Annotated in this window: 29 protein-coding genes and 1 pseudogene; 13 read left to right on the forward strand and 17 right to left on the reverse strand. The window is 66.8% G+C overall.

The features are described from left to right. Genes QZM72_RS03100 through QZM72_RS03120 form a run of 5 tightly spaced genes read left to right on the forward strand, consistent with a single transcriptional unit; the run spans position 1 to position 4,372 of the window. On the forward strand, positions 1–1,014 hold the full coding sequence (locus tag QZM72_RS03100; RefSeq protein ID WP_301737127.1) for an ATP-binding cassette domain-containing protein: 1,014 nt from the start codon (positions 1–3) through the stop codon (positions 1,012–1,014). Further along, on the forward strand, positions 1,007–2,086 hold the full coding sequence (locus tag QZM72_RS03105) for an ABC transporter permease (RefSeq protein WP_089471544.1): 1,080 nt from the start codon (positions 1,007–1,009) through the stop codon (positions 2,084–2,086). The genes QZM72_RS03100 and QZM72_RS03105 overlap by 8 nt, the downstream gene beginning before the upstream one ends. Before the next feature lie 38 nt (positions 2,087–2,124). Then, positions 2,125–2,667, forward strand: a complete 543-nt coding sequence (locus QZM72_RS03110) for a permease (RefSeq protein WP_089471545.1) — start codon at positions 2,125–2,127, stop codon at positions 2,665–2,667. A 2-nt stretch (positions 2,668–2,669) separates the two neighbouring features. After that, complete coding sequence (locus QZM72_RS03115; protein ID WP_301737128.1) at positions 2,670–4,097, forward strand: FAD-binding oxidoreductase; 1,428 nt, start codon at positions 2,670–2,672, stop codon at positions 4,095–4,097. 32 nt (positions 4,098–4,129) lie between these two features. Next, positions 4,130–4,372: a hypothetical protein gene (locus tag QZM72_RS03120; protein WP_301737129.1), complete on the forward strand. Its 243-nt coding sequence runs from the start codon at positions 4,130–4,132 to the stop codon at positions 4,370–4,372. Positions 4,373–4,466: 94 nt separating this feature from the next. Here the strand turns inward: QZM72_RS03120 and QZM72_RS03125 are convergent, their stop codons facing one another. Genes QZM72_RS03125 through QZM72_RS03135 form a run of 3 tightly spaced genes read right to left on the reverse strand, consistent with a single transcriptional unit; the run spans position 4,467 to position 7,382 of the window. Then, positions 4,467–5,819, reverse strand: coding sequence for a TRAP transporter large permease (locus QZM72_RS03125; RefSeq protein ID WP_089471548.1), 1,353 nt, complete (start codon positions 5,817–5,819; stop codon positions 4,467–4,469). Between the two features lie 4 nt (positions 5,820–5,823). Continuing rightward, a complete protein-coding gene (locus tag QZM72_RS03130) occupies positions 5,824–6,399 on the reverse strand; it encodes a TRAP transporter small permease (protein ID WP_301737130.1) in 576 nt (191 codons plus the stop codon). Then, positions 6,396–7,382, reverse strand: coding sequence for a TRAP transporter substrate-binding protein (locus QZM72_RS03135; RefSeq protein ID WP_089471550.1), 987 nt, complete (start codon positions 7,380–7,382; stop codon positions 6,396–6,398). The genes QZM72_RS03130 and QZM72_RS03135 overlap by 4 nt, the downstream gene beginning before the upstream one ends. Before the next feature lie 463 nt (positions 7,383–7,845). Here QZM72_RS03135 and QZM72_RS03140 point away from each other — a divergent pair, with 463 nt between their 5' ends. Further along, the gene (locus QZM72_RS03140) at positions 7,846–8,040 is read left to right on the forward strand and encodes a hypothetical protein (RefSeq protein ID WP_089471551.1); all 195 of its coding nucleotides are present in this window, start codon (positions 7,846–7,848) and stop codon (positions 8,038–8,040) included. A 34-nt stretch (positions 8,041–8,074) separates the two neighbouring features. On the opposite strand, the gene QZM72_RS03145 is transcribed toward QZM72_RS03140, so the two are convergent. Both QZM72_RS03145 and QZM72_RS03150 read right to left on the reverse strand, forming a co-directional pair. After that, positions 8,075–9,160 (reverse strand): helix-turn-helix transcriptional regulator, encoded by a 1,086-nt coding sequence (locus QZM72_RS03145; RefSeq protein ID WP_256979828.1) that lies wholly within the window; start codon positions 9,158–9,160, stop codon positions 8,075–8,077. A gap of 290 nt (positions 9,161–9,450) precedes the next feature. After that, entirely contained in the window at positions 9,451–9,702 is a 252-nt protein-coding gene (locus QZM72_RS03150) for a hypothetical protein (RefSeq protein WP_089471553.1), read from the reverse strand. Positions 9,703–10,271: 569 nt separating this feature from the next. On the opposite strand from QZM72_RS03150, the gene QZM72_RS03155 reads away from it, so the two are divergent. Then, positions 10,272–11,363 (forward strand): NAD-dependent epimerase/dehydratase family protein, encoded by a 1,092-nt coding sequence (locus QZM72_RS03155; protein WP_301737131.1) that lies wholly within the window; start codon positions 10,272–10,274, stop codon positions 11,361–11,363. A gap of 32 nt (positions 11,364–11,395) precedes the next feature. Then, positions 11,396–11,632 (forward strand): annotated as a pseudogene (locus QZM72_RS03160) (AraC family transcriptional regulator ligand-binding domain-containing protein); the annotation flags it as partial. A 66-nt stretch (positions 11,633–11,698) separates the two neighbouring features. On the opposite strand, the gene QZM72_RS03165 reads toward QZM72_RS03160, so the two are convergent. After that, positions 11,699–12,187 carry a RidA family protein gene (locus QZM72_RS03165; protein ID WP_301737240.1) on the reverse strand — a complete coding sequence of 163 codons (489 nt, stop codon included), beginning with the start codon at positions 12,185–12,187 and terminating at the stop codon, positions 11,699–11,701. A gap of 226 nt (positions 12,188–12,413) precedes the next feature. Here QZM72_RS03165 and QZM72_RS03170 point away from each other — a divergent pair, with 226 nt between their 5' ends. Next, a complete protein-coding gene (locus tag QZM72_RS03170) occupies positions 12,414–12,713 on the forward strand; it encodes an H-NS family nucleoid-associated regulatory protein (RefSeq protein ID WP_050013598.1) in 300 nt (99 codons plus the stop codon). A gap of 182 nt (positions 12,714–12,895) precedes the next feature. On the opposite strand, the gene QZM72_RS03175 is transcribed toward QZM72_RS03170, so the two are convergent. The 3 genes from QZM72_RS03175 to QZM72_RS03185 form a co-directional block, all read right to left on the reverse strand. Beyond that, the gene (locus QZM72_RS03175) at positions 12,896–13,228 is read right to left on the reverse strand and encodes a cupin domain-containing protein (RefSeq protein WP_089471555.1); all 333 of its coding nucleotides are present in this window, start codon (positions 13,226–13,228) and stop codon (positions 12,896–12,898) included. A 41-nt stretch (positions 13,229–13,269) separates the two neighbouring features. Next, complete coding sequence (locus QZM72_RS03180) at positions 13,270–13,584, reverse strand: hypothetical protein (protein ID WP_301737132.1); 315 nt, start codon at positions 13,582–13,584, stop codon at positions 13,270–13,272. A 107-nt stretch (positions 13,585–13,691) separates the two neighbouring features. Continuing rightward, entirely contained in the window at positions 13,692–14,615 is a 924-nt protein-coding gene (locus QZM72_RS03185) for a LysR family transcriptional regulator (protein WP_301737133.1), read from the reverse strand. Positions 14,616–14,682: 67 nt separating this feature from the next. On the opposite strand from QZM72_RS03185, the gene QZM72_RS03190 reads away from it, so the two are divergent. After that, the gene (locus QZM72_RS03190) at positions 14,683–15,300 is read left to right on the forward strand and encodes a LysE family translocator (protein ID WP_089471557.1); all 618 of its coding nucleotides are present in this window, start codon (positions 14,683–14,685) and stop codon (positions 15,298–15,300) included. A gap of 52 nt (positions 15,301–15,352) precedes the next feature. Here QZM72_RS03190 and QZM72_RS03195 read toward each other — a convergent pair whose 3' ends face one another. After that, complete coding sequence (locus QZM72_RS03195) at positions 15,353–15,985, reverse strand: FMN-dependent NADH-azoreductase (RefSeq protein WP_301737134.1); 633 nt, start codon at positions 15,983–15,985, stop codon at positions 15,353–15,355. A 132-nt stretch (positions 15,986–16,117) separates the two neighbouring features. Between QZM72_RS03195 and QZM72_RS03200 the strand changes: the two genes are divergently transcribed. After that, a complete protein-coding gene (locus tag QZM72_RS03200; RefSeq protein ID WP_301737135.1) occupies positions 16,118–16,996 on the forward strand; it encodes a LysR substrate-binding domain-containing protein in 879 nt (292 codons plus the stop codon). A 75-nt stretch (positions 16,997–17,071) separates the two neighbouring features. On the opposite strand, the gene QZM72_RS03205 is transcribed toward QZM72_RS03200, so the two are convergent. Further along, positions 17,072–18,322 (reverse strand): trans-acting enoyl reductase family protein, encoded by a 1,251-nt coding sequence (locus QZM72_RS03205; RefSeq protein WP_301737136.1) that lies wholly within the window; start codon positions 18,320–18,322, stop codon positions 17,072–17,074. A gap of 43 nt (positions 18,323–18,365) precedes the next feature. Next, positions 18,366–19,283: an acetoacetate decarboxylase family protein gene (locus QZM72_RS03210; protein WP_301737137.1), complete on the reverse strand. Its 918-nt coding sequence runs from the start codon at positions 19,281–19,283 to the stop codon at positions 18,366–18,368. Positions 19,284–19,545: 262 nt separating this feature from the next. On the opposite strand from QZM72_RS03210, the gene QZM72_RS03215 reads away from it, so the two are divergent. Then, entirely contained in the window at positions 19,546–19,953 is a 408-nt protein-coding gene (locus QZM72_RS03215) for a DUF3224 domain-containing protein (RefSeq protein ID WP_301737138.1), read from the forward strand. A 9-nt stretch (positions 19,954–19,962) separates the two neighbouring features. Here the strand turns inward: QZM72_RS03215 and QZM72_RS03220 are convergent, their stop codons facing one another. The 5 genes from QZM72_RS03220 to QZM72_RS03240 form a co-directional block, all read right to left on the reverse strand. Further along, positions 19,963–21,528, reverse strand: coding sequence for a methyl-accepting chemotaxis protein (locus QZM72_RS03220; RefSeq protein ID WP_301737139.1), 1,566 nt, complete (start codon positions 21,526–21,528; stop codon positions 19,963–19,965). Positions 21,529–21,659: 131 nt separating this feature from the next. Beyond that, a complete protein-coding gene (locus tag QZM72_RS03225; protein ID WP_301737140.1) occupies positions 21,660–21,938 on the reverse strand; it encodes a glyoxalase in 279 nt (92 codons plus the stop codon). Positions 21,939–21,942: 4 nt separating this feature from the next. Continuing rightward, positions 21,943–22,788 (reverse strand): MBL fold metallo-hydrolase, encoded by an 846-nt coding sequence (locus QZM72_RS03230; RefSeq protein ID WP_301737141.1) that lies wholly within the window; start codon positions 22,786–22,788, stop codon positions 21,943–21,945. 18 nt (positions 22,789–22,806) lie between these two features. Next, a complete protein-coding gene (locus tag QZM72_RS03235) occupies positions 22,807–23,133 on the reverse strand; it encodes a hypothetical protein (RefSeq protein ID WP_301737142.1) in 327 nt (108 codons plus the stop codon). Next, entirely contained in the window at positions 23,126–23,656 is a 531-nt protein-coding gene (locus QZM72_RS03240; protein WP_301737143.1) for a sugar ABC transporter, read from the reverse strand. The genes QZM72_RS03235 and QZM72_RS03240 overlap by 8 nt, the downstream gene beginning before the upstream one ends. A 149-nt stretch (positions 23,657–23,805) precedes the next feature. On the opposite strand from QZM72_RS03240, the gene QZM72_RS03245 reads away from it, so the two are divergent. Then, complete coding sequence (locus QZM72_RS03245; RefSeq protein WP_301737241.1) at positions 23,806–24,699, forward strand: LysR substrate-binding domain-containing protein; 894 nt, start codon at positions 23,806–23,808, stop codon at positions 24,697–24,699. Positions 24,700–24,746 lie beyond the last annotated feature (47 nt).

Consider the following 24,746-nt stretch of genomic DNA (forward strand, 5'->3'; position numbering starts at 1 on the left):
ATGAGCGTTTCGTTTCTTGCGTCCGTGCGCGCGATGTTCGGCCCGCCCGCCGCGTTCGACCGGCCGCAGCGCGCGGGCACGCCGCCGCTGCCCGACGCGCATGCGCCGGGCGCGGCGCTCGGTGCGCGCGCGATCGACGTCGCGGCCGGCGATTTCCGCTTCTCCGCGCGCCACGTGCGGTTCCGGCTCGGCGCGATCACCGCGATCGTCGGGCCGAACGGCTCGGGCAAGACCACGCTGCTCGAGACGCTGCTCGGCTTCCGGCGCGGCGGCAGCGACGTGCGCGTGCTCGACGTGCCGGCCGAACGCTTCATGCGCGATTCGCGCTCGCTGCGGCGGCTCGGCGCGCAGTTGCAGAAGGTCGAGTATCCCGATCACCTGCGTGTATCGGAGATCGTCGCGCTGCACCGCGCGATGTACGCGCACACCGATGCGGCGATCACCGACGCGCTCGGCATCGCCGAGCTGCTCGACAAGCCGTGCCGCGCGCTGTCGAAGGGGCAGCGCCAGCGCGTGGACCTCTACGTCGCGCTCGCGCACCGGCCCGAGCTGGCCGTGCTCGACGAGCCGTTCACGGGCCTCGACCGTCGCTACGCGGGCGTCGTGATCGACCTGCTGCGCCATCGCGCGAGCGGCACGAGCGTCGCGATGATCTGCCATTCCGAGGAAGAACTGAGCGTGGTCGACGATCTCGTGTGGGTGCGCGACGGCGGCGTGCGCTACCAGGGCGACCAGCACACGCTGCGCGCCAGGCTCGTCGGCGATGCGCGCGCGGTCCTGCATTGCCGCGACGAAGCCGATGCGCGCGCGCTGCGCAAACGGCTCGCGGCGCTGCCCGGCGTGACCGGCGTGCGCGTGTCGGCCGCGCACGTGGTCGAGGCGTTCGGCGATGCGACGCTGCATCCGAACGTGCACCGGATCGTCGGCGAACAGGGCATCCAGCATCTCGCACTCGCGCCGAGCACGCCGGGCGACCTGCTGCGCCTGTGCACCGAGGGCCCGACCCATGGCTAAGGTATTCCTGATCCTCGTGCGCAACGAGCTGCTCGGCTATCTGCGCAGCCGCTCGTCGCTGTTCTGGACGCTCGTGTTCCCGGTGTTCCTGCTGAGCGTGATGCTGTTCGCGTTCGGCGGATCGGGCTCGCTCGGCGCGGCCGACATCGCGTTCGACATGCCCGGCGGCGCGACGCCGTACAACCAGGCGTGCAAGGCGCAGATCGTTGCCAGCCTGTCGCACAGCGACACGGTGAAGGCGACCTTCGGCGGGCGCGGCGCGCCGGCCGATCGCGTGACCGTCGTGCTCGGCGCGGACGAACGCACGCCGGCGACGATCCGTTACGACTTCAACGGCTCGCTCGCGGTGAAGGCCGCGTCGCGCGTCGTCGAGATCGCGCTCGCGCGCTGCGCCGCGCAGCGGCTCGGGCTGCCGGCCGCGCAGGCTCGCTTCGAGAACGCCGCGCCCGCGCGCCGCCCGTTCGACTACGGCGCGTTCTTCGCGACCGGCATCCTGGTGATGGCGTTCATGGCGATCGGTCTCAATTCGACGACCACCGCGATCGCCTCACTTCGCGAGCGCAATACGTTCAAGCTCTACGTGTGCTTCCCGGTGTCGCGCGGCGTGTTCCTCGCCGCGCTGATCGTCGCGCGGATGGCGATGATGGCGCTGTCGGCGCTCGTGCTGCTGACGGTGGCGCGCGTCGTGTTCGGCATCGCGCTGCCGATCGCGACGCCGGACGGGCTGCGTGCATTGCCGATCGTGCTGCTCGGCGCGGCGATGGTGCTGAGCATCGGCGTGCTGCTGGCGAGCCGTACCCGTTCGCTCGCGGCGGCCGAACTCGCGTGCAACGTCACCTACTACCCGCTGCTGTTCTTCAGCGACCTGACGATCCCGATGCACGACGCGCCCGCGTGGCTGAAGGCCGGGCTCGCGTTCCTGCCGACCAACCAGTTCGCCGTTGCGCTGCGCGGCGCGCTGGTCGACGGCGCGCCGTACGCGCAGCTCGCGCCGCAACTGCTCGGCATGGCCGCGTGCACCGCGCTGTTCCTGTTCGCCGCCGCGCGGCTGTTCCGCTGGCACGACGCATGACGCGTCGCCACGCTGTTTCGACGAAGGAGAAACCCCCGATGAAATCGAGCAATCCCATAACCGGCTACCTGCTGCACGCGAGCAACTTCCTGCCGGCGATCGTGTTCCTGTTCTACGGCCGGCTCGGCCCCGAGCAGCCTGATCTGCGCTGGACCCATGCGTTCCTGATCGGCGGCGTGCTCGCGCTCGTGCACGGCGCGTGGCTGATCCGCCGCGCGGAGCGCAACAGCATCGCGATCGGCGTCGACCTGTTCCTCGTGATCGGCGCGGTGCTCGCGCTCGTCTCGCCGACAGGTAGCCGTTTGTGGGGCGAGGAACTCGGGCCGGCCGCGATGCTCGTCTGCGTGCTGGTGGTCGGCATCGTGCATACCGCGTGGTCGGACGGCGGCTTCGTCGACGGCACGTTCGTCGATCACGCGCGGGCGCGTTCGCTGTCGCTCGTGCTGCTCGCCGTCACCGTCGTCGCGCTCGCGGTGTCGATCGCGATGCGTCACAGCCCGCTGTGGGGCGGCGTCGTGCCGCTGATCGCGCTGGTCGTCGTGCGCGGCCGGCTGCGCAAGCAGCTCGCACGGGCACGCTGACGATGAACGCGCTGCCCGACCGCGCAGTACACGCGGCACATGCCGCGCAACGACACGCGCTCGCCGCGGCGCTCGGCGACGGCTGGCTCGAAGGCGCGGCATGCGAGCCATATGCGACCGACGTCGTGCAACACGGCGGCGTGCCGCTCGGCGTCGCGCGGCCGGCCTCGACCGCCGACGTGCGCGCGCTCGCCCGCGTCGCCGTCGCGCACCGGATCGCGCTCGTCGCCCAGGGTGCGCGCAGCGGGCTCGTCGGCGCGGCCGTGCCCGATCGCAGCGGCACGCAATGCGTGGTGTCGTTCGAGCGGATGCGCGCGATCCGTGCGTTCGATCCGGCCAATCGCAGCATCACGGTCGACGCCGGCGTGCGGCTGTCCGACCTCAATCGCGTGGCGGGCGAAGCCGGCCTCTGCGTGCCGATCGATCTCGGCAGCGATCCGGCGGCCGGCGGCCTCGTCGGCGCGAACGCGGGCGGCAGCCGCCTGATCAAGTACGGCGACGTGCGCCGTCACGTGCTCGGCGTCGAAGTCGTGCTGGCCGACGAAGCGGGTACCGTGATCGACGCGCTCGCGCCGCTGCGCAAGCGCAACGCGGGCTTCGACGTCGCGCAATGCTTCATCGGCGCGAATGGCGCGAACGGGCTCGTGACGGCCGTGTCGTTCGCGCTCGCGCCGCTCGAACGGTCGTCGTGCGCGGCGTTCGTCGCGTTCGGGTCGTATGACGCGGCACTCGCCGGCCTGCTCGCGTTCGAACGCGCATTCGGCGAGATGGTGTCGGCGTTCGAGTTCATGTCGGCGGCGGCGGTCGGTTGCGTCGCGGCGGCGTTTCCGGCATTGCGCGCGCCGTTCGAACCCGGTGAAGCCGGATGCTATGCGCTCGTCGAGATCGCGACCGGCATGCCGGGGCTCGATGCGCTGCTCGAGGAACGCGCGGTCGCGACGCTCGACGCGCTGATGAACGAACGGCTCGTGCTCGACGCGGCATGCGCGCCGGCGGAACGCTTCTGGCGGATTCGCGACGCACTGCCGGCCGCGGTCGCGCAGGGCGGCCTGCCGCTGTCGTTCGACGTGTCGTTTCCGCGCGGCGCGCTGGCCGGATTCGTCGCCGATGCCGAGCAGTGGCTCGCCGCCGCGCATCCGGCGCTGCACTGTCACGCGTTCGGCCATTTCGGCGACGGCGGCTGCCATCTCGTCGTGTCGATTCCGCCTACCGAGGCACAACGCTACGGAGCGCTGCAACAGGTGGCATTGCGCGGCGCACTGTACGACCGCGTCGTGCAGGCAGGCGGCTGCTTCAGCGCGGAACACGGCATCGGGCCGGTCAATATCGCGTACTACCGCAAGCACGTGCCGGCCGCGCACCGGCGGCTCGCCGGCGCCGTCCAGCACGCGATCGATCCGCTCGGCCTGGTCGGGCGGGTCCGTTACTGATGCACGGCTTCGATACCTCACGGAGAATGCGCATGATGTCGCCACGCCCGCCCGACCGGGGCACCCCGTCCGAACCCGACGTCGACACTTCGTGCTCCGGCATCCCGGCCACGCTGCCCGACTCGGGCGTGGTGGTCAACGTGCGGGGCGTCGCTTGCGTGATCCCGTTGCCGCCGCGCGACCATGCGCGCCCGGCGCTGTGGCGCGCGCTGGCGGACTGGCGCGACGAACGCTCGGCCGATCGCCACGTCGAGCCGGACGGACGGCAGGACTGAGCAGGCCGCGCGCGGCGGGCCGGCACGCGCGCACAGGCGAGCGCGGCGCCGGACACCCTCGGTCGTCCGGCGCCGCGACGGGCGAAGCGTGCGATCAGAACACCGCGTGCCCGCTGATCACGCTCGGCAGCCACGTCGAGAAGAACGGCAGATACGTGACGATGTTGATCGCGCTGAAGATCGCGAGGTAGTAAGGCCACGCCATCTTCGTCGTCTCGCCGATCGACACGTTGCCGATCGCGCAGCCGACGAACTGCACCGAGCCGATCGGCGGGTGCACGAGGCCGAGCGAGCAGTTCAGCAGCAGCATGATCCCGAACTGCACCGGCCCGACGCCGCACGCCATCGCGATCGGCAGGAACAGCGGCGTCGTGATCAGGATGTGCGCGGCCATGTCGACGAACGTGCCGAGGAACACCTGGATGATGTTGATGTACAGCAGCATCAGCCACGGCGCGGCGGTCGACTGCTTCAGCAGCCCTTCGATCGCATCCGGAATCTCCAGGTACGACATCTGGAAGCGCAGCATGTTCGACACCGCGATCAGCAGCAGCACGACGCCCGTCGTGCGCGCCGCATGCGACAGCGCGCGGCGCAGCTTCTCGGCCGTCAGCGTGCGGTACACCACCGCGGTCAGCACGAGCGAGTAGACGACGGCGATCGCGGCCGCTTCGGTCGCGGTGGCGATGCCCTTCGCGACGCACACGAGGATGATCGCGATCACCATCAGCCCGGGCACCGCGCCGACGAAGCTGCGCAGCACCGCATACCAGCCGGGAAAGCGCGGCAGCGCGGACGAGCCGTCCTCGCGGCGCGGGTAGCCGTGACGCACGGCCTGCCAGTACGCGGCGGCGAGCACGAAGCCCATCACCCACAGCACCGGCAGAAGCCCCGAGAACAGCAGGTCGCCGATCGACACGCCGCTCACCGGCTGGCCGTGCAGCATCCCGGTGATGCCCTGCGCGGCGAACGCGTAGATGATCATGTTGGTCGACGTCGGCATCAGCGCGCCGGCGAGCGACGCATGCGTGGTCACGTTGACCGCGTACGCGGCGCTGTAGCCTTCGCGCTTCATCAGCGGAATCACCACGCCGCCCATCGCCGACGTATCGGCGGTCGGCGAGCCCGACACGCCGCCGAACAGCGTGCACGCGACGACGTTCGCCATCCCGAGGCCGCCGCGGAAGTGGCCGACGGTCGCCTGCGCGAAGCGCAGGATCCGGTCCGCGATGCCGCCATGCAGCATCAGCTCGCCGGAGAAGATGAAGAACGGCACCGCGAGGAACGAGAACGCGTTCATCCCCGAGATCATTGCCTGCATCGCGGTGGCGATCGGCAGGCCTTCGACCATGTAGGTCAGCACGCACGCAATGCCGAGCGCGAACGACACGGGCACGCCGAGCACGAGGAATATCAGAAAACTGACGGACAGAATCGCGAGTTCCATGGCGTTATTGTCCCGACGAAGAACGACGGAGCGCGAGCAGGTGCTCGAGCGAGAAGAAGATGATCGCGATCGCCGCGGGCATCGCGATCAGGTAGCGCACGCCTTCGGGCAGCCCGATGATCGGGATGCGGTCGCCCATCGTCTCGGCGGCCATGCCGCCGCAGCCGACCATGATCATGATCGCGAACGCGATCAGGCTCAGGTGCTGGATCGCGATGACCACCGTGCGCGCCTTCGGCGACAGCCGGCGCACCAGCGAATCGAGGCCGATATGGCCGCCGTCGCGCACTTTCATCGCGGCGCCGAACATCGCGATCACGATCACGAGCAGCAGCGCGATCGGCTCGACGAAATCCGGCGCGTTCTCGAACACGTAGCGCATCACGACCGCGTAGAACACCAGCACCGTGAGCACCGCGAGGCACGCCGATGCGACCACCGCGAGCACGCGGAACAGCACGTCGTTCACGCAGCGCAGCAGCGGCGCGGCGTGCGGCCGCGCCCGCGCCGCGCCGTCCGCGGCGCCGCCAGCGGTCGAACCCGCGGCCGACGCGCCGTTCAGGGAAGTGCGACGCGTCACTTGGTGGCCTCGATCTCGTCGACGATCTGCTTCATCTGCGGCGTCTTTTCATACTTGGTCCACAGCGGCTGCATCGCCTTCACGAACGCCGCGCGGTCGATCTGCGCGGCCGGCACGATCTTCGCGCCGCCCTTCGTCACCAGCTGCTGTGCGGACGCCTCGCGCGCGGTCCACAGCTTCTGGTAGTACGGCACCGAATCGGCCGCCGCCTTTTTGATCGCCGCCTGCTCCTGCGGCGACAGCGTGTCCCAGATCTTCTTCGAGAACACCAGCACTTCCGGCGTCATCGCGTGCTGCGTTTCCGAGTAATCGGGCGCCACTTCGTAGTGCTTGGTTTCCTCGTACGACGGCAGGTTGTTTTCCGCCGCATCGACGAGGCCCGTCTTCAGGCCCGTGTACACCTCGGCGAACGGCATCGGCGTGGGCGTGCCGCCCATCGCGCGGATCTCGTCGACCATCAGGTCCGACGGTTGCACGCGCACCTTCAGCCCCTTCATGTCGGCCGGCGAACGCACCGGGCGCTTCGCGTAGATCGAGCGCGCGCCGCTCTCGTAGAACGTCAGCGCGATCATCCCCTTCGCGGTGAACGCATCGAGGATCTTCTGGCCGGCCGGGCCGTACATCGCCTTGCGGAAATGGTCGACGTCGCGAAACAGGAACGGGAACGACGGGATCAGCGATTCCGGCACGATCTCGTTGAACGACGCGCCGTTCACGCGCGCCATGTCGATCGCGCCGATCCGCACCTGGTCGACCGTGTCCTTCTCGGAGCCGAGCGCGCTGTTGCCGAACACCTTGATCGAATCCTTGCCGCCCGTCTGCTTCGACAGTTCGTCGCCCATGAACTTCACGGCCATGTTGGTCGGGAAGGTGTCACCATGCACGTCCGCCGAACGGAACACGCGCGCCTGCGCGGATAGCGTGAAGCCGGCCATCAAGGCGACGGCCAGGGCAATACGGGAGCCGGTGAATCGGTGCTTCATGGTGAGTCTCCAGGATGGTCGATCGTTGTTGTGCGGCGATCCGGCGGCCCGTGCGGGCTTCAGCCGGGCGCTTCCCCGAACCGCGGAGTCATACGTCGTATGACGTGTTGAGCGAATGTACGTCGGTTAATCGTTTAACTCACTTGGTGCATACCCCTATAACCGCTGTCATCAGGGGCTCGCGGAGGAATCGGGGCACCGGATTCTACGTTTTCGGACTTTTTTGCGAAACGTTTTCCGGAAGCGGATCGGCATGCCGATTGAAACATTGACGCCGGAGTTTTGGCCCACCCCGTCGGCCTTCTTTCGCTTCATTGGGCCTATGTCATATGATGACTGACTACAATATTGCCACGCCGCCGCGATATCTCATGCGCTCGATCATCCGGGGTCGTTGGGCGCGCCGCTTGCCAGGCACGCGCGATGCGCGCCGTTCCGGCGTGAAACACGAAAGGAGCCCGTCATGTCGATCACGAAGCGATCAGCGCCGCCCGACCCGGCTACCCCGCCGAACGGCGGCGACGAAGGCCCCGCGGATGCGCCGGGCATCGGCGAGGATACGTGTCGCGTCTGCCGCGGCACCGGCATGGTGGAGGGGCAGGCGTGCACCGTCTGCGGCGGGACCGGCAAGATACTGCAGGGAATCGGCGGCGGGTAGGTAAAAACGCAGGCGCCCCGCGCGCATCGATCGTTCAGGTCTGCATGACCAGCGACGTCAGTTGCGCGGCGCGCGCCACGTCCGTCTTCGTGTAGATCGATTTGATCTGCGCGCGGACCGTGCCGATCGACACGCCGCGCAGCGTTGCGCATTCCTGCGGCGAGCGCCCGTCGCAGCACAGCAGTACGGCGAGATCGGCCTCCGCCGACGACAACCCGTAGAACACCCGCAAGCGCTGCGCGCGCGCCGACGGCGAACGCAGGTCGGCGGCCGTCATCAGCGCCGCGACGCCAGGCCGTTCGCGCGCGAGGCGCGATTGTTCGGGCACGGGGATTAACGCAAGCGGCAGCGGCTCGCCGGTCGCACGACGCAGCAACAGCCCGCCGCGTGCGAATGCATGCCGCCATTGCGCGTCGTCGATGCAGCCTTCCGGCGCAAAACGGCCGCTCAGGATTCGCAGCGCCGGTTCGGCGGTAATCAGTTGATCGGCCGCGCGGTTCGTATAACGCAGTTCGCGTTGCGGGCCGAGCAGGAATATCGGCACCGGCACCGCGTCGAGCGCCGATTCCGCCGCGGCCACGCGCGCTTCGAGCTCGGCGATGCGTGCGTGGATGCGCAGCGCGCGGCTGATGTGGGCGCCCATGATTTCGATCGCGCGACGCTGCTCGTCGGAAAGCCCTTGCGACTCGGGGCCGCTCTGTACGCTGAGGAAAGCGCCCGCGCCCTCGCCGCGATGGATGTACAGGCCCGAAATGCTGCCGATCCCGAACGGCTCCAGGAATTCCCGATAGAACACGCCATGTGTGCGCTGCCGCACCGACAGATGCTTGACGTCCTCGAACCAGCGCCCTGCCTGCCAGTCGGCGGCAACCGGCACGACCGGGTCGTACAGGTAGAACTCGGTGTTGTAGCGGCGGTGGCACGCGGCGACCCATGACGGATCGTCGCCGGCCGCCTGCTCGATCGCCGGCAGCCGCGCCGCATCGTCGAACGACAGCAGCGTCGCCATGCGAACGCCGACCGACACGCGCAGCCCGTCCAGCACCGCCTCCCATCGCTGGTCGCCCAGCGCCGCGGCGTAGACGTCATCGATCCATGCCGATGGAACCAACCCGTTCATCTGCATCTGGCCACCCCGTGCCGTGCGTTTTTATCGAACGCCGTTCGGGCATCTTACTCAATCGACCTCATTGTTCAAATTGACGATGCGGATGTGATCGAAATACCACGGGGGTGACTGCTTCTCGTCAAACGAAATGGTTATTTTTCAACAGGACGAAGCAATCCGTGGTGACGCAGGCGGCGGCCTGCACGGCGCGGGATGGCGGGATGGCGGGACGACGCGCGGTCAAAACGACGCAACCGGCGACGCGACCGGAACGCGTTTTGCCGCCCGCTCCGACGGGGCACTTACTTCATCGTCGTGAACCGCGCTTCCAGCTCGTCGAGCTTCGCGAGCACCGCTTCGCTCAGCTTTCTGACGTGACGCGGCACGTCGGGCGTCGACAGCAGTTCCTCGATACGCCCGCGCCAGTATCTCGGATGCCTGACGCGCCCCGCGCCCGACATCGACACATCGACGACGGCCGTCTCGCTGTCGAGCAGCGCCACCATTCTCTGGATGTGAGAGAGCTCACGCTCCACATAGTCTCGTGCGAGCATATTGATTGAAATCCCCGAAATACGACATCAGGCCTTCCGTCATCAACGCGCCATCGTCCGCGGCGCCACGACGCACCGCACACGTTGCGCCTCAGCGTATGCGACGAACGTGTCAATCGATTGTGCGGATGCACACGGCGATCGACAGAGGAACGACAGGCCTGTCCGATTGTTCCGGCGACATCCGGTCGCGATGCCTCGGTAACCATCGTAAGCGCATCGTAGGGCGCCGGCATCCCCAAAAGTGGGGATGCCGGCCGATATGGTTGGGCCGATGACGTTCGGAAAGGACGGGGTGAAAACGGCCGGCCGCCGCGACGGCGCGTTGCACAGCAGCACGATGGCGAGCATTCCGGCGAATCGCGCGCTTTCATGTCTGATGAATCGGCCGTCGGCAGCGACGTGCGGCTTCGTCGCACGCCTCCTGAAGTTCCAACGCCCCGCATCGTTCCAGTCGTCATTCCTTCGACTGGAAATCGGGCATGGCCGTGCCGGTATCGCGCCACCTGTCGCCCCTGCATGTCGATTGGCGCGCTTTGCGAGTGAAGTGGCGCGCAAAAGGCGGCATCATGGCGCATCTCCTCTGCTACGGCATCCCGTCCATGCATATCGATACCGACCTCCCCGTCATGGTGACCGGCGCGACCGGGTACGTCGCGGGCCGGCTCGTGCAGCGGCTGCTCGAGGCCGGCCTGACGGTCCATGCGGCCGTGCGCAACCCGGACAGCCCGGACAAGCTCGAGCATCTCCAGCGCATCGCGGCCGGCAAGCCCGGCACGATCCGCTATTTCCGCGCGGACCTGCTCGAACCCGGGTCGTACGCCGACGCGATGGCCGGTTGCGGGACCGTGTTCCATACCGCGTCGCCGTTCACCGTCACCGTTCGCGATCCGCAGAAGGAGCTGGTCGATCCGGCGCTGCTCGGCACGCGCAACGTACTCGAGACGGCCAACCGCACGCCGTCGGTGCGGCGCGTCGTGCTGACCAGCAGTTGCGCGGCGATCTACGGCGACAACGCCGATCTCGCCGCGACACCGGACGGTATGTTTACCGAAGCAATCTGGAACACCAGTTCGTCGCTGACCCATCAGCCCTATTCGTATTCGAAGACGGTCGCCGAGCGCGAAGCGTGGAAGATTGCCCCCCAGCAGCAACGCTGGGAGCTCGTGACCATCAATCCGTCGCTCGTGATCGGGCCGGGCATCAATCCGTACGCGACGTCGGAGAGCTTCGAGATCGTGCGGCAGATGGGCAACGGCACGATGAAGACCGGCGTGCCCGATCTCGGCGTGGGCGCGGTGGATGTCCGCGACGTCGCCGACGCGCATCTGCGTGCGGCGTTCCTGCCGAGCGCCAGCGGCCGCTACATCGTGTCGGCGCACGACACGAGCCTGCCGGCGATGGCCGCCACGCTGCTGGAACGGTATGGCGCCGACTACCCGATTCCGCGGCGCATCCTGCCGAAATGGCTGGTGTGGCTCGTCGGCCCGCTCGCCAACAAAAGCGTGACGCGCCGCATGATCGCGCGCAACGTCGGGCTGCCCTGGCGCGCCGACAACAGTCGCAGCCGCAACGAACTGGGCATCCGCTATCGCCCGCTCGCCGAGTCGATGAACGACTTCTTTCAGCAGCTCGTCGAAACCGGGCAACTGCGGCGTTGAACCGCTTCGCGATTTCGCCGGGCTGGCAGGTCGTGCTGATCGACCTCGGCCGGCGCGCCGACGAACTGCCGCGGCACGCGCAGTTGCCCGCCGATCTGCTCACGCGGCCGGAGAACGGGCTGACGAGCCGCGAGTACTTCCGCCTGTGGCGCGCGATGGAAGACATCGCGAATGCACCGGCTCTCGCGCTGCGGATCCTCGATCTGCTCTCCGTCGAAACCTTCGGTCCACCGCTGTTCGCCGCGTTGTGCAGCCCCAACTTCGAGATCGCGATCCGGCGCATCGGCCAGTTCAAGCCGGTGATCGGCCCGGTCCGTCGGCACGGCCATTCCGAATCAACCGGTGGCGCCCCCGCGATTCAACCCGAAAATGAAATCGGCTTCGACCGACGCGCCCTTCGGCAATTGCAGCACGCCGACCGACGAACGCGTATGGACGCCGGCGTCGCCGAGCACCGCGACCAACACGTCCGACGCGCCGTCGGCCACTTCGCTTTGCATCGTGAAGCCGGGCGCGCTTCGCACGTACACGGTCATGCGCGGGACCGTTGCGATCGCATCGAGCGTGCCGCACTGCTTGCGGATCAGCGCCAGCGCACGCAGCGAGGAAATGCCGGCCGCGCGGCGGCCGTCTTCCAGCGAAACGGATTCGCCCACGATGCCGACGTAATGCACGACTTCCCCGATTCGCGGAACCTGGCCGGCGACGTACGCCGTCGTTCCGTCGACCAGCACGGGCGTGTACTTTCCGCCGATCCTGATCGTTTCGTCCGGATCGAATCCGAATTCGGCTGCGACTTGTTTCAGCTTTTCATCCCTGTTCATCAGTGAATTCCCGATCCCTCTGAAAAAAGATAAAGAATAATTGAGTCTCCGAAGCTTGTCTCGCACGAGAAGATCGGACACAAACGATCCTGCCAAGCCACTTCTCAGGTGTTCGAAGCAGTCATTCGTTGCGATATCGACAATGGAATTCGTAGTCGAAGCAATTTTCTTCGTCATTTTCGGTTGAAACCGCTATCATGTATGGACACAACCTGAAGAGTGATATATGGCAACTTACAAGGAACTGAAAGCCCAAATGGATGCTTTGGCCGAGAAAGCCGAAGCAGCGCGCGCCGCTGAATTCCAGGCGATCGTCGACGACATCCGCACCAAAGTCGCGGAATACGGCATTACCGAAAAGGACATTTTCGGTACGCGCCGCGGTCGGCCGGCCAAACAGGCGGGCGCCCCCGTGCAGGCCAAATACCGCGATCCGAAGACCGGGGCCACCTGGTCGGGCCGCGGTCGCGCACCCGCATGGATCAAGGACGCGAAGAATCGCAATCGATTCCTGATCCAGGAATAAGATTTCCCGCTTGGGCCGGCGCGCGATTCAACGCGCTGTCCGGCCATTCGGGGCATTGATTGACGCATTGAAGGCATCGATACCGGCGGTATTCCATGGCCGCTCCGGTTGACGAGGTTTTGCCCGATCGGCGTGTCGCGCACGGGTCCGTCCATCGATCCTGCCGCACGCCAACCCTTTCTTCAGCGTTCGTAATAGATCGCAAGCCACACGCTTTGCAATTCGTCATGCGTCCACGCGACACGATGACGGCAATGCGGCTCGATCAGCACGTAATCGCCGGCGCGCATATCGAGCCGCGTCGCATCCTCTTCGAATTCGAGCACGGCCGCGCCTGATAGCAGCACGACCCATTCGGCCCGCGGGTCGTCATACCAGAACCCGGCAGGGCTCGCATGCCCCATCGATACGATTCGCTCGACGTTCACGCGCGAGCCCGCGACGAGCATGTCGATTCGCTCGTCGCCCCCGCGCCGCCCTTCGACGCTGAATAAATTACCGGTTTGAAGTTGCATGGCTTCGCCTCGTCGTGGATCTTCGGGTAAAGGATGCGGAATTAAACGCGACGGGAAAATAGTCGCAGCAGCCTGACGTCGCCCAGGTTTGCGCTTGCATCGTTAAAAACCGTATCAAAAAGATGAAGAATGACGGCGCCTTCGCCGGCGCCGATTCGTTGCGGCGATAAAGCGCGCATCGGCTTTCTTTTAGCGACGCGCGTGCGCCGAAGCACATCATTTCGATAAAAGCCGATCGACATCCTGCGCCCTATGCAGCACCGGGCCAAGGCCCGTTCACGCGAAGGACGGGCTTGCGAACGTGTCTCGATCGACGCATTTTGCGTTCGCAGGCTGGCGCGAGCAAGCATCGGCATGATGCATTCATTCGTTATTTCGTTTCGAGGTTGCGCCTGCCCAATAAGCGACGATATTGTCTTGGGCGTCGATATCGACAGCGAGCGTCGACGAAGTACCGGCCCCGTCAAACCATCCCCCTCAACCACTCCAGCAGCGCCGCCTGCGCACTCCCGTCCACCACCGGCGCCGGCGTCAACAGGTAGTAATCCGATCCATCCTCGACGAACCCCATCGGCGCAACCAGCACACCGCTTTCGATGTCGTCGCGCACCAGATGCCACGGCCCGATCGCCACGCCCAGCCCCGCGACGGCCGCTTGCAGACTGAAATAGAAATGATCGAGCTTCTGCCCGCGCCCGCGTGCGGCCGGCTGATTCGCCGCTCCCGCCCACGTGTTCCATGCGTCCGGCCGGGTCCGCGTATGCAGCAGCGCGGCGTCGGGCTTCAACGTGCGGCCGCCGCGACGCGACGCAAACCACGCACCGACCTTGTCCGGCCGGCAAACCGGCCCCACCCGTTCGGCGAACAGATGCTCGGCGTGACATCCCGCCTGCCACGCGAAATCGTTGCGACGAATCGCCATGTCGACCCCGCTGTCGAACGAGAACGGCCCGCCCGCGGCGGCCAGATGGATGTCGACGCCCGCATGCCGCGCCTGGAAATCCGGCCAGCGCGGGATCAGCCAGCGCATCAGGAGCGTCGGCTCGCACGACAGCACCGAACGCCGCGCACGGGCGGCTTCGCTGCGCAACGCGTGGGCGGCGTGACGCATCAGGCCCAGACCGTCGTGGACAGCCTGAGCGAGCGTGCGGCCCGCATCGGTCAGGAACACGCGCCGGCTGCGCCGCTCGAACAGCGCCACGCCCAGATCGTCCTCGAGCAAGCGCACCGCGCGGCTGACCGCGCCATGGGTCAGGCACAGCTCGTCGGCCGCGCGACTGAAATTCTCGTGACGCGCCGCCGCGTCGAAACAGCGCAGCGCCATCAGCGACGGCAGGTTCGTCCGAGTCGATTGTGATTCATACTCACCATTCTGGTCAGAAATCATCGTTTTTCCTGATGAAGCACGATCGATACGATTGTGCCATCAACATATCCGCTCCAGGAAAAACGCCATGACCGAACTGATAGTTGTAGTCACCATTACGCTGCTCGCCGTCGTCAGCCCGGGGCCGGACTTCGCGATGGTCACGCGCAACAGCCTGATGCTGTCGCGTCGTTCCGGCGTGCTCACCGCATGCGGGATCGGGCTCGGCGTAACGGTCCACGTGAGCTACACGCTGCTGGGCGTCGGGCTCCTGATCCGTCAGTCGCCGTGGCTATTCAATGCCGTCAAGCTGATCGGCGCGATCTACCTGATCTACCTCGGCGCAAAGATGCTCACGACGAAAGCCGGCAACGCGCAAAACGACGCCAGCGTGACGCCGCTGTCCGATCTCGCGGCGCTGCGCACGGGCTTCCTGACCAATGCGCTGAACCCCAAAACCACGGTGTTCATCGTCAGCCTGTTCATGCAGGCAGTGCGGCCCGACACGCCGTTGACCGTGCAGATCGGCTACGGCGCCTTCATCGCGGCCGCCCATGCCGGCTGGTTCAGCCTCGTGGCGATCTGTTTCTCGGCCACGGCGGTCCGCGATCGCCTGCTGTCGCTGCGGCACCGGATCGATCGCACGTTCGGATGCCTGCTGGTGGGCTTCGGCGTCGCGCTCGCCATCGCACGCGGCGGGCGCTGACACGCGACCCGCGCCGGATGCGCGGCGGCGCCGGACGCCGGCGCCGGCAACGTCAGAACGTCGGTGCGATCGCCCGTGCTTCGTCGAGCGCCCGGCTCCGGTCGGCCTTCCCGTCCGGGCCGAACAACGTGCGCTCGACGACGATCCCCGTGATGTCCGTCACGCCCACGAACTTGAGCCACGTTTCCATGTAAGGGCGCTGCAGATCGAATTCGGCGGCCGGCGTAAACGACCCCGGCGACTGATAGGCGAGCCCGCGTGCGTAGACCACCGCCGCCTTTTTCCCGGCCAGCTTGCCGGTGAAACCCGTTCCGTCGAACGTGAACAACACGTCCTTCTGCGAAATCACGTCGATCAGGTGCTTGAGCTTGTACGGAATGCTGAAATTCCACAGCGGCACGCCGAACAGGAATTTGTCGGCTTCGTGGAACGGCGCCGCGAGCCGCTCGATCTGCTGCCACGCCGCCGCCTGCGCCGGCGTCAATGCCGTGCCGTTCAGTCCGGCATATTTCGCGGCCAGCGCCGCGGCGTCGAATTCGGGCATCGGCAGATCCCAGATATCGATCTTCCGGATCTCGTGATCGGGATGAGCCTGCCGGTACGCGTCGAGAAATGCATTGCACACCTCGATCGACGCCGAATAGCCCTTGTTGGGTGAGCCTTCGATATAGAGCACGCGTGTCATCGCGCCAGTCCTTGCCAAGAGTGACGACGGCGCGCGGGATGCGCGCTCGCCCACTTCGCTTCCAAGCCTATCGGATCGGCCTATAATCCGGAAACGATATTAATTGATCGAATTAACCTGAATTGGTGATGGATGAATACTCCCCTCGACACGGCGCTGCTTCATACCTTCGTTGCGGTTGCCGACGTGCGCAGCTTCACCGGCGCCGGGCGTCGGCTGAACCTCAGCCAGTCCGCGGTCAGCGCGCAGATCCTGCGTCTCGAGGAACAGGTCCGCCACGCACTGCTCGTGCGCAACACGCGTAGCGTCACGCTCACCGGGCATGGCGAGACGCTGCTCGGCTACGCACGCGCGATGCTCAATCTGAGCGAGGAAGCGCGCGCCAGGCTGGGAACGGGTGACGCCACCGACGTCAAGCTGCGGATCGGCGTGTCGGAGGACTTTGCAGGCGGCTGGCTGCCGGACCTGATGCGCCGCCATGGCGCCGCGCGGCGCGGGCTGCGGCTGGATCTGGTCGTCGACATCGGCGACAGCCTGTTTCGCCGGCACGCCAACGGCGAATTCGATGTCGTGATCGGCAGCCGATGCTCACACACGGGCCACGGCGCGACGTTGTGGCAAGAGCCGCTCGCCTGGGCGTTCGCGCGCCACGAGCCGCTTCCGGAAGGCGACGTGCCGCTCGCGTGTTTCCCCGATCCGTGCCCATACCGGGGCGCCGCCATCGCGGCGCTCGCGCGGGCCGGCATGCGCTACCGGATCGCGTGCGAAAGCCCCAGCGTGACCGGCATCCGCGCCTTCGCACGAGCCGGCATCGCGATCGCGCCGGTGCCGCGCAGCGTGATCGACGACACGCTTCGCGAATTGGGGTCGCCCGAAGGTTTGCCCGAACTGCCGGAGATGGAGTTCGTGATGATGCACGACGCGCGAATGCCGGCCGCCGTCGAATTCGCCGCGACGATTCTGGACGAGACGGCTGCCCGCACGGGCGCGGGCAAACGCAGTCGGATGTAGCGGTAGCGCCCGCGTGCGTATTGCCGGCGCAAGCATGGCACTTCGCCGGACTCGAATCGCCGGCGGGGACGACGTTCAAACCACCTCGAAGCGCAACCCGGCATGGCGAATCAGGCGTTCGATGTAGCGTTCGTCGAACATCGTCGCGGGCGTCCAGAACCCGCCGCCGCGCCCGGTCTTCACGCCGTCGCGACTGCAATCGATCGCGAGACCGATCGCGGCCTGGCCGAGCATCTTGCCGGTGGAGCCATAGCCCGGATCGCGATCGCCGGTGACTTTCACACGCAAGGTTCGGCCGTCGTCGGCGCGGCCGAAGAAGCGCAAATCGTAGCGGCCAGCCTGCTGGGCCTCGACGCTCGGGCCTTCGCCGGGCTTCGGCAGCAGGAAGCGCTCCATCAGGCCGCGCACCGGCGCGATGAGGACACCCATCATGAACGCACCGAGGCCCGCCACCATCGTCAGCGCGGCCAAGCGCCCCTTCAGGCCCGCGCCGGTCATCACGGCTTCGTCATAGGTAAAGCGGCTGCCGTACGCGTTGCCCGCCAGCGCATTGGAGCGGTGCACGACGCGCTCGTTGATCGCCGCCATCACGAACGGCGCGATCCACGCTTCACAGTCGCGATCGAATTCGGCCGATCGAACCGCATGCTGCCGCACCGTGAAGCCATGCCGTTGCGGGCACAACGAATAAGGATCGAGCAGTTCCCTGCGCAATGCGGGATCGGCCGCCGCTTCGCGCACCACGTTGATCACGCTGGCCACGGTGCCGCCCGACGCACCGCCCTTCAGCGTTTTCACGCGCATCTTCACGCGAGCGGCCGGCACGCCCCACTGCTGCCGCGCCTGTTGCTGCAGGAAGAAAACGCCCATGTCCGACGGCACCGAATCGAAGCCGCAGCAATGCACGAGGCGCGCGTCCGATTGCCGGGCCGCGGGCTCGTACTTGTCGATCATCCGTTTGATCCATTGCGTCTCGCCGGTGAGATCGCAGTAGTCGGTGCCGGTCTGCGCGCAGACGCGGACCAGCGGCTCGCCGTATAGCGCGTAAGGGCCGACGGTGGATACGACCACCCGCGTTTGCGCGCACAGCGCCCGAAGCTGCGTTTCGTCGGCCGCGTCGGCGACGATGATCGGCACCTGCTGCCCGGCCGCGCCGAGCGCATCCCTGACCTGCCTGAGCTTCGCGTCGGATCGGCCTGCGATCGCCCAGCGCAGCGACTCGTCCGCACCGGCGTCCGCCAGATAATCGGACAGATAGCGGGCCAGGATCTGCCCGACGAAACTGGTGGCGCCGAATACGACGAGATCGTAGGTCGGTTGGGGCATGGACGACTCCTTCGGTGCGCGCACGTCGCACGCATCCGTATCGTTAGCGTGGCTTTCCGGGTTCATCGAAGGCCGTCAAGGGCGTGGGCAGATTCAGCACCAGTTGCGCATCCTTGACCACGTCGAGACGCATGATTGTGGATGCGCCGAGCCCGTCGAGCAACTGGCTGAGCGGCCCACCGTGCCGCACGAGCTCGACGTTGCGCGGCAACAGGCGCTGCGCGAACGACAGCATGTTGGTCTGCACCGACGCCTGATGCCACGCGCCGTCGATGCGGTTGACCATCGTCGTCGTGCCCATGTGCGATTGCGACGGCACGCTGGTCAGCGCGGGCAGCGGCACGCTCAGGCTCAGATCCGGCCGCCCGCCCGGGCCGGCGATACCCGCGCGCGCCGTGGCGCCGATGTTCACGTCGATATCAGCAAGCCACTTGGGCAGTTGGTAGCCGTGCACGCCGCGCACCCGCGCGATTTCCGTCGTGACCGGCAGCGCCAGCACGTGCGCGAAGAAACTTCGACGCCGCATCGAGTCGATCAGCTCGAGCGCGTGCGAGCCTTTCGCGCCGGGCCGGCGGATCACCACCGCGACCGATACTTCGTCATACGGATCGTTGTCGCACACCGCGTACGAAAAGAACGTCAATGCGACGAGCCCGTATCCGGGCAATGCCCGCAGCGGTTCGAGCGGAACCGGCAGCATGGTGCGCAGGCGTTCGAGCGGCGCAAGAAACAGCAGTTGAATGCTGCTGGAACGATAGTAGAAGTTCGGCGCCCAGGTCGGCCCCCCTCGCGACATCACCTGACGCTTCGGAATCCGCCGGAAAAAATCGATGTTCCCCGCGGCGGGATCGCGCGCCACCGCGTCCAGGTCCGGATTCATCCGGAATCGGTCGTAGTACCCGCCCTCTGGCACGTCGACCGTATGCGGCCCGAATTCGACCTGTGTAAAACGCCTGTCCATGTTCGTTGTCTCCCGTCGATGGTCGAGCAGCGGCAGGCGAGATACGAAGCCTGCCGATTCGCTGTCGTCGGCGAGCACTCTAAGCTTCAAGTCAACTTCAAGGTCAAGGCGACGAGTAGAGGAACCTGTCGGAGTGCGGCGGCACGGCGGGCGGGCAACGCCGCGAATCGAACAGGACGATCATGTCGCGTATATGCGATCGGCTTGCCGCCGACAGCGTTGGCTTATAGTGCCGGTTGCCCATTCGACGAGGAGAACAACCATGAAACTGCAGGCCAGCGGTCCATTCGAGGTGAAGCTGAATCCGCAACCGCTGAGTCACGTTGCGGAAAGCAGCGGGCTCGGCCGCATGTCGCTGGACAAGCATTTTCACGGCGACCTCGAAGCCGTCAGCCAGGGAGAAATGCTCGCGTTTCGCAGCAGCGTCCAGGGTTCGGCCGGCTACGTCGCGATGGAAACCGTCAAAGGCGTGCTCGGCGGACGCAAAGGCAGCTTCGTGCTGCAGCACAGCTCCACCATGACGCGCGGGCAGCCGACGCAGTCGATCACGGTCGTGCCCGATTCCGGCACGGACGAATTGGTCGGCCTCTCCGGCACGATGCGCATCGATCTCGACCACGGCCAGCACGCATACCGCTTCGACTACACGTTGCCGGACGCACCGCAATAAGCGCGCACGTCACGCGTGCGCCGCTTCGTGCAGCCTGAACTGCGCGACCGCCGCGCTCAGCCGCGCGCCCTGTTCGTCGAGCGACAGCGCCGCGGCCGCCGCCTCCTCGACCAGCGCGGCATTGCGCTGCATCGTCTGCTCCATCTGGATCACCGCGGCATTCACCTGCTCGATGCCCGACGACTGTTCGTCGAATGCCTGGCTGGTTTCGCCCATGATCGCGTTGACGCGCTCGACCGCCGCGACGAGCTCGGTCATTGCCGAGCCGGCCCGCGCGACGAGCCCGCTGCCGTCTTCCACGCGTCGCGCGGAATGGCCGATCAGCTCGCGAATTTCCTTCGCCGCCGCGGCACAGCGCTGCGCGAGCCCGCGCACCTCGGTCGCGACGACCGCGAACCCGCGCCCCTGCTCGCCCGCGCGCGCGGCTTCGACGGCGGCGTTCAACGCGAGGATGTTGGTCTGAAACGCGATGCTCTCGATCACGCCGACGATGCCGGAGATGCGCGTGGAGCTGGTCGAAATTTCCGACATCGTCTCGACGACGCGCTGCATCGCTTCGCCGCCGCGCGACGCGATGCCGGCCGCGCCCTCGACGTACGTGCGCGCATCGCGCGCGTTGTCCGCGTTCTGGCGCACGGCCGCCGTCAGTTGCTCGACGCTCGCGGCCGCCTGCTGCAACGACACGGCCTGCTGCTCGGTGCGTGCCGACAGGTCGACGTTGCCGCTCGCGATCGTGCGCACGTCGCCGACGATCGTCTCGGTGCTCGCGCGCACCTGGCTCACGGTTTCGACGAGGCCGTCCTGCATCCGCTTCAGCGCATTCAGCAGATACGCCATCTCGTTCTCGCCGGGAACGACGACCGCGCCGGTCAGGTCGCCTTTCGAGATTTTCTCGAACTGGTCGACCGCGAGATTGATCGGCTCGATGATCGCCTTCGCGAGCACGCGCTGCGCCAGGAACCCGACGACGAGCGCCAGCCCCGCGACCGCCCCCATCCCCCACACGATCCGGTGGAAATTGACGCCGGCCGCCTCGTAGCGCGCCTTCTGGCGCGTGACCTGGAACGATTCGAGCGCGTCGATCGCCGCCTGGTACGCGGCGAACAATGCGGGCGGCGCGGTGCGTTGCGTGTCGAGGAAGTTGAACGCGTCGTCGCCGTCGAGCTGCGACAGCGCCTTCAGGAACACGCGGTCGAGCAGCGCGCGACGGTGGTTCTGCAGCGTGTCGAACAGCGCCTGCTCGCCGGCGTCGCGCGCATGCAGACGCGTGTACGCGTCCAGTTCGTCGTTGCTCTGCTTGAGCAGCGTGTGAAGTTGCGCGACTTCCTCTTTCGCGGGCTGGCCCGCGCTGATGATCTGCGCGACGTCGCTCATGCGTTCGCGCAGCACCAGCATCCGCTCGGAACTGGTCTTCAGATGCAGCAGCGACGCGGTATCGTCGCGGTACATCGCCTCGAGCGAGCCGTTGCCGACGTAAAGCGCCGCGATGCAGGCGCCGACCACCAGCACGAGCAGCACGGTATAGCCGGCGATGGTCGCGACGAGGCCACCACGGATAGTGAGTTGTTTTCGCATGACGTTCCCTTGAGCCGGCCGGGCATGGCCAGCGGCGGATGTGAATTCCGGAACACGAACGACGCGCGCCGTCACGCAATACGCGGCGCGGGGGCTGCGTACGGGTTAACGGCGCGGGGAACGGGCGGCTTTTATCCGCACGCGACGTGAATCTTGACAATTGCGACAGCGGGACGCGAAAGCAGCGCGACTGCCGGCCGTCGCCGGGCCTGGAGCGAATCGCTTCGGGCGAAAAGGCCGCGCTGGTGCGTGGCGATCTGCCAAACGTTTCCCCACGTGCCCTTCACCGTCGCCCGCCGGTCGCCGTACGGCATGTCGGCAGGCGGTTCCAGCGGGATCGCTTGCGCCGCGAGCGTGCGTCGATAGGTGGAATCGGTGTCCTCGACGTCCACGTACAGGAACGCCGGCATCGGGTCACGCGTCGGTCTCGTAAAACAGGCCGTATTCGCCGTTCGTTCGCCTGATGCGCGCGAAGCCCGGTTCGCCCAGATGCATGCCGGCGATCAGCAGCCCTTCCGCGCTGACCCGGTCCAGCAGCCGCGAACGCGTGGTCGCCGCCTGCGGCGCATCCTGATCGAATGCAATCGACACATCCGGCCGCTTGATCTGGATATGCGGAAAATGCACGATGTCGCCCCACACGAGCAGGCCCTGATCGCCGGATTCGAGGACATAGCCGGTATGTCCGTCGGTATGCCCCGGTAGCGGTATGGCTGCGATTCCGGGCAGCACCTCGCCTTCATCGAAGGTCCGCAGCGCGTCGCCGTAAGCGTCGAACGCCCGGCGCGCGATCCGGAAATTGCCGCGGGCGCGTTCGCTGGCGCGGCTCAGGTTGCCGTCGTCGCGCCAGAATTCGACCTCGCGTCGATGCGCGACCAGCTCCGCATTCGGGAACGCCACGTATCCGGCCGCATTCACCAGCCCGCCGACGTGGTCAGGATGCGCGTGGGTGAGCAGGACGGCGTCGATCGCGGCAGGCTCGATGCCGGCGAGCCGCAAATTGTCCATCAGGCGGCCGCCCCATTCCTTGATACCGCCGGCTCCGGCATCGATGAGAATCGTGCGGCCCGCGCCGCGCACCACGTAGCAGTTGATATGCACGGCGGACGGCTCCTGCTGCCCGGCCGCACGCTGCATCCCGGCCGCGTCGGTCGCATCGATATTCGACAGGAAATCGAGGCTCGCCGTGAGGTAGCCGTCGCTGATCGCGGTGATCGTGAAATCCCCGACACGCCGGCCGGGAAACGTAACGTTGGACATCGTGCTTCTCCGCAGTGGCTAGTTTCGGGCGTGAAGGTCCGGCGCGGCATGACCGAAGCAACGGATGCGCGCCGTCAGCCCCGTGCGGCGAACGATCGCGTGATCCAGCGCCTCCATGAACGCGTTCATGAGCGCGGGCGGGCGAGACGACGCCGCGCGATACCGGATTTCCGCGAAAACGGGGTGCCCGCAGCCGTGCCGAACCGCCACGTAAATGACGTGGACGTTCGTCGGTTCCGCCTGAAGGACATCCGTACAGAGTTCGATGCAGTCGCCGGACAGTTCGGCGAGGCGCGCGTCGGGCGGCATGCGCTCCGCATCGATATGGAACGTCACGTTAGGCATCGCGGGCGGCCTTCGTCAGTTGTTCGGTCATCGGTGCGTAAAGGTGAAGCCCGGCCGGCACGCTCTCGGCAAGCGGCGCATCGCTGCGCGGCAGGACCGCGAGCCAGCGGCGCGCCGGACACTGCTCCAGTGCGACGGCCTGCATGGCCAGCGGCTCGAGGCCGAGTTCGATCAGCGAGTCGGGCCCGCGGGCACTCAGCGCGAGCAGTTCGTCGGCATTGACCGCCGGCGCACGACCGATATCGCCATAGAGGTTGCGGTGCCAGTCGGTGATGTGTTGCTGCCACCGCGCGAAATTGCCGCCGCCCTTCTGCCGATAGTCATCGCCGGTCAGCACATCGAGGCCGTCGATCGTGTGAACGGCCAGATACACGGGGCAACCGCCGCTGATCGCCCTGAAACGCTGCGACGTGTGAAAACCGGCCACCGAAATGAGGGCCGGCAGCTTGTCGAGGCTGTAGAAATCGTTCCATTCGGCTTCGCTGGCCGGGTCGGCGAAGCTGCATTCCACGGTGTAGATCATCGGTTCGTCCTCTGCGTCGATTGACGGATATTCAGTGCAGTGACGTAATGCTAATCTGCGGTTTCCCGCGTAGATATCGACTTAAAGTCAGCCTTCAGTGACATTTGATCAAGCTGACGGTCGAACGCGCTCCGACCGGCGAGACCCCGATGCGACGCAAGATCCCGAGCAATTCCGCGCTCCTGGCCTTCGAGGCCGCGGCCCGGCACGGCAGCTTCGCCCGCGCCGCCGACGAACTGGCGCGCACCGAGGGCGCGGTCAGCCGGCAGATCGGCCGGCTCGAGGCGTTCCTTGGCGTGACGCTGTTCGAGCGCGTCGGCAACCGGGTGCGGCTGGCGCCCAACGGCACGCGATACGCGGTACAGGTGCGCGAGATTCTGGATCGGCTGGAACGGGACAGCCTGTATCTGATGGGGCAGCCCGTCGAAGGCGCGAGCATCGACATCGCCGCGATTCCGACTTTCGCGACCCGCTGGCTGATCCCGCGGCTGAAGCGCTTTCAGGCGCGCCATCCGAACGTCACCGTGCACATCGCCGAACGGATGGAGCCGTTCCTGCTGGCCGGCAGCGGCTTCGACGCGGCCATTCATTTCGCGCATCCGGCCTGGGCCGGCATGCATCTGCATCCGCTGCTGGAAGAGGTGCTGGTGCCCGTCTGCAGTCCGGCGCTCGTCGAAGGCGCTGGCGCCAATCCGTCGCTGGATGTGCTGCCGCGCCTTCATCGGCGGCAGAATCCGGATGCGTGGCAGGTCTACGCGGAAGAGGCCGGCATCGTGCTGACCAATTCGGCGGTCGGCCCGCGATACGATCTGCATTCGATGCTGATCGAGGCCGCGCTGGCCGGCCTCGGCGTCGCGCTGGTGCCGCGCCTTTACATCGGGGCCGAGCTCGAGCAGGGGCGTCTGGTCGCGCCCTGGCCCGACGGCAAAGCGGTGACGAAGAATTTCTGCCTCGTGCTGCCCGAGCCGATCGAATTGAGCGCGGCGCCGGTGCGGGCGTTTGCGGAGTGGGTGGTGAGCGAGGCGCAAGGTGGAGCCGGTTGAGGCCGCCCCCGTCGTTCATCGCGGTACGAATCAGGAAAGCCCTTTAC

Origin of the sequence: Burkholderia sp. AU45388 (genome assembly GCF_030481585.1) — a bacterium.
In the GTDB taxonomy this organism is placed as follows: Bacteria; Pseudomonadota; Gammaproteobacteria; order Burkholderiales; family Burkholderiaceae; genus Burkholderia; species Burkholderia sola.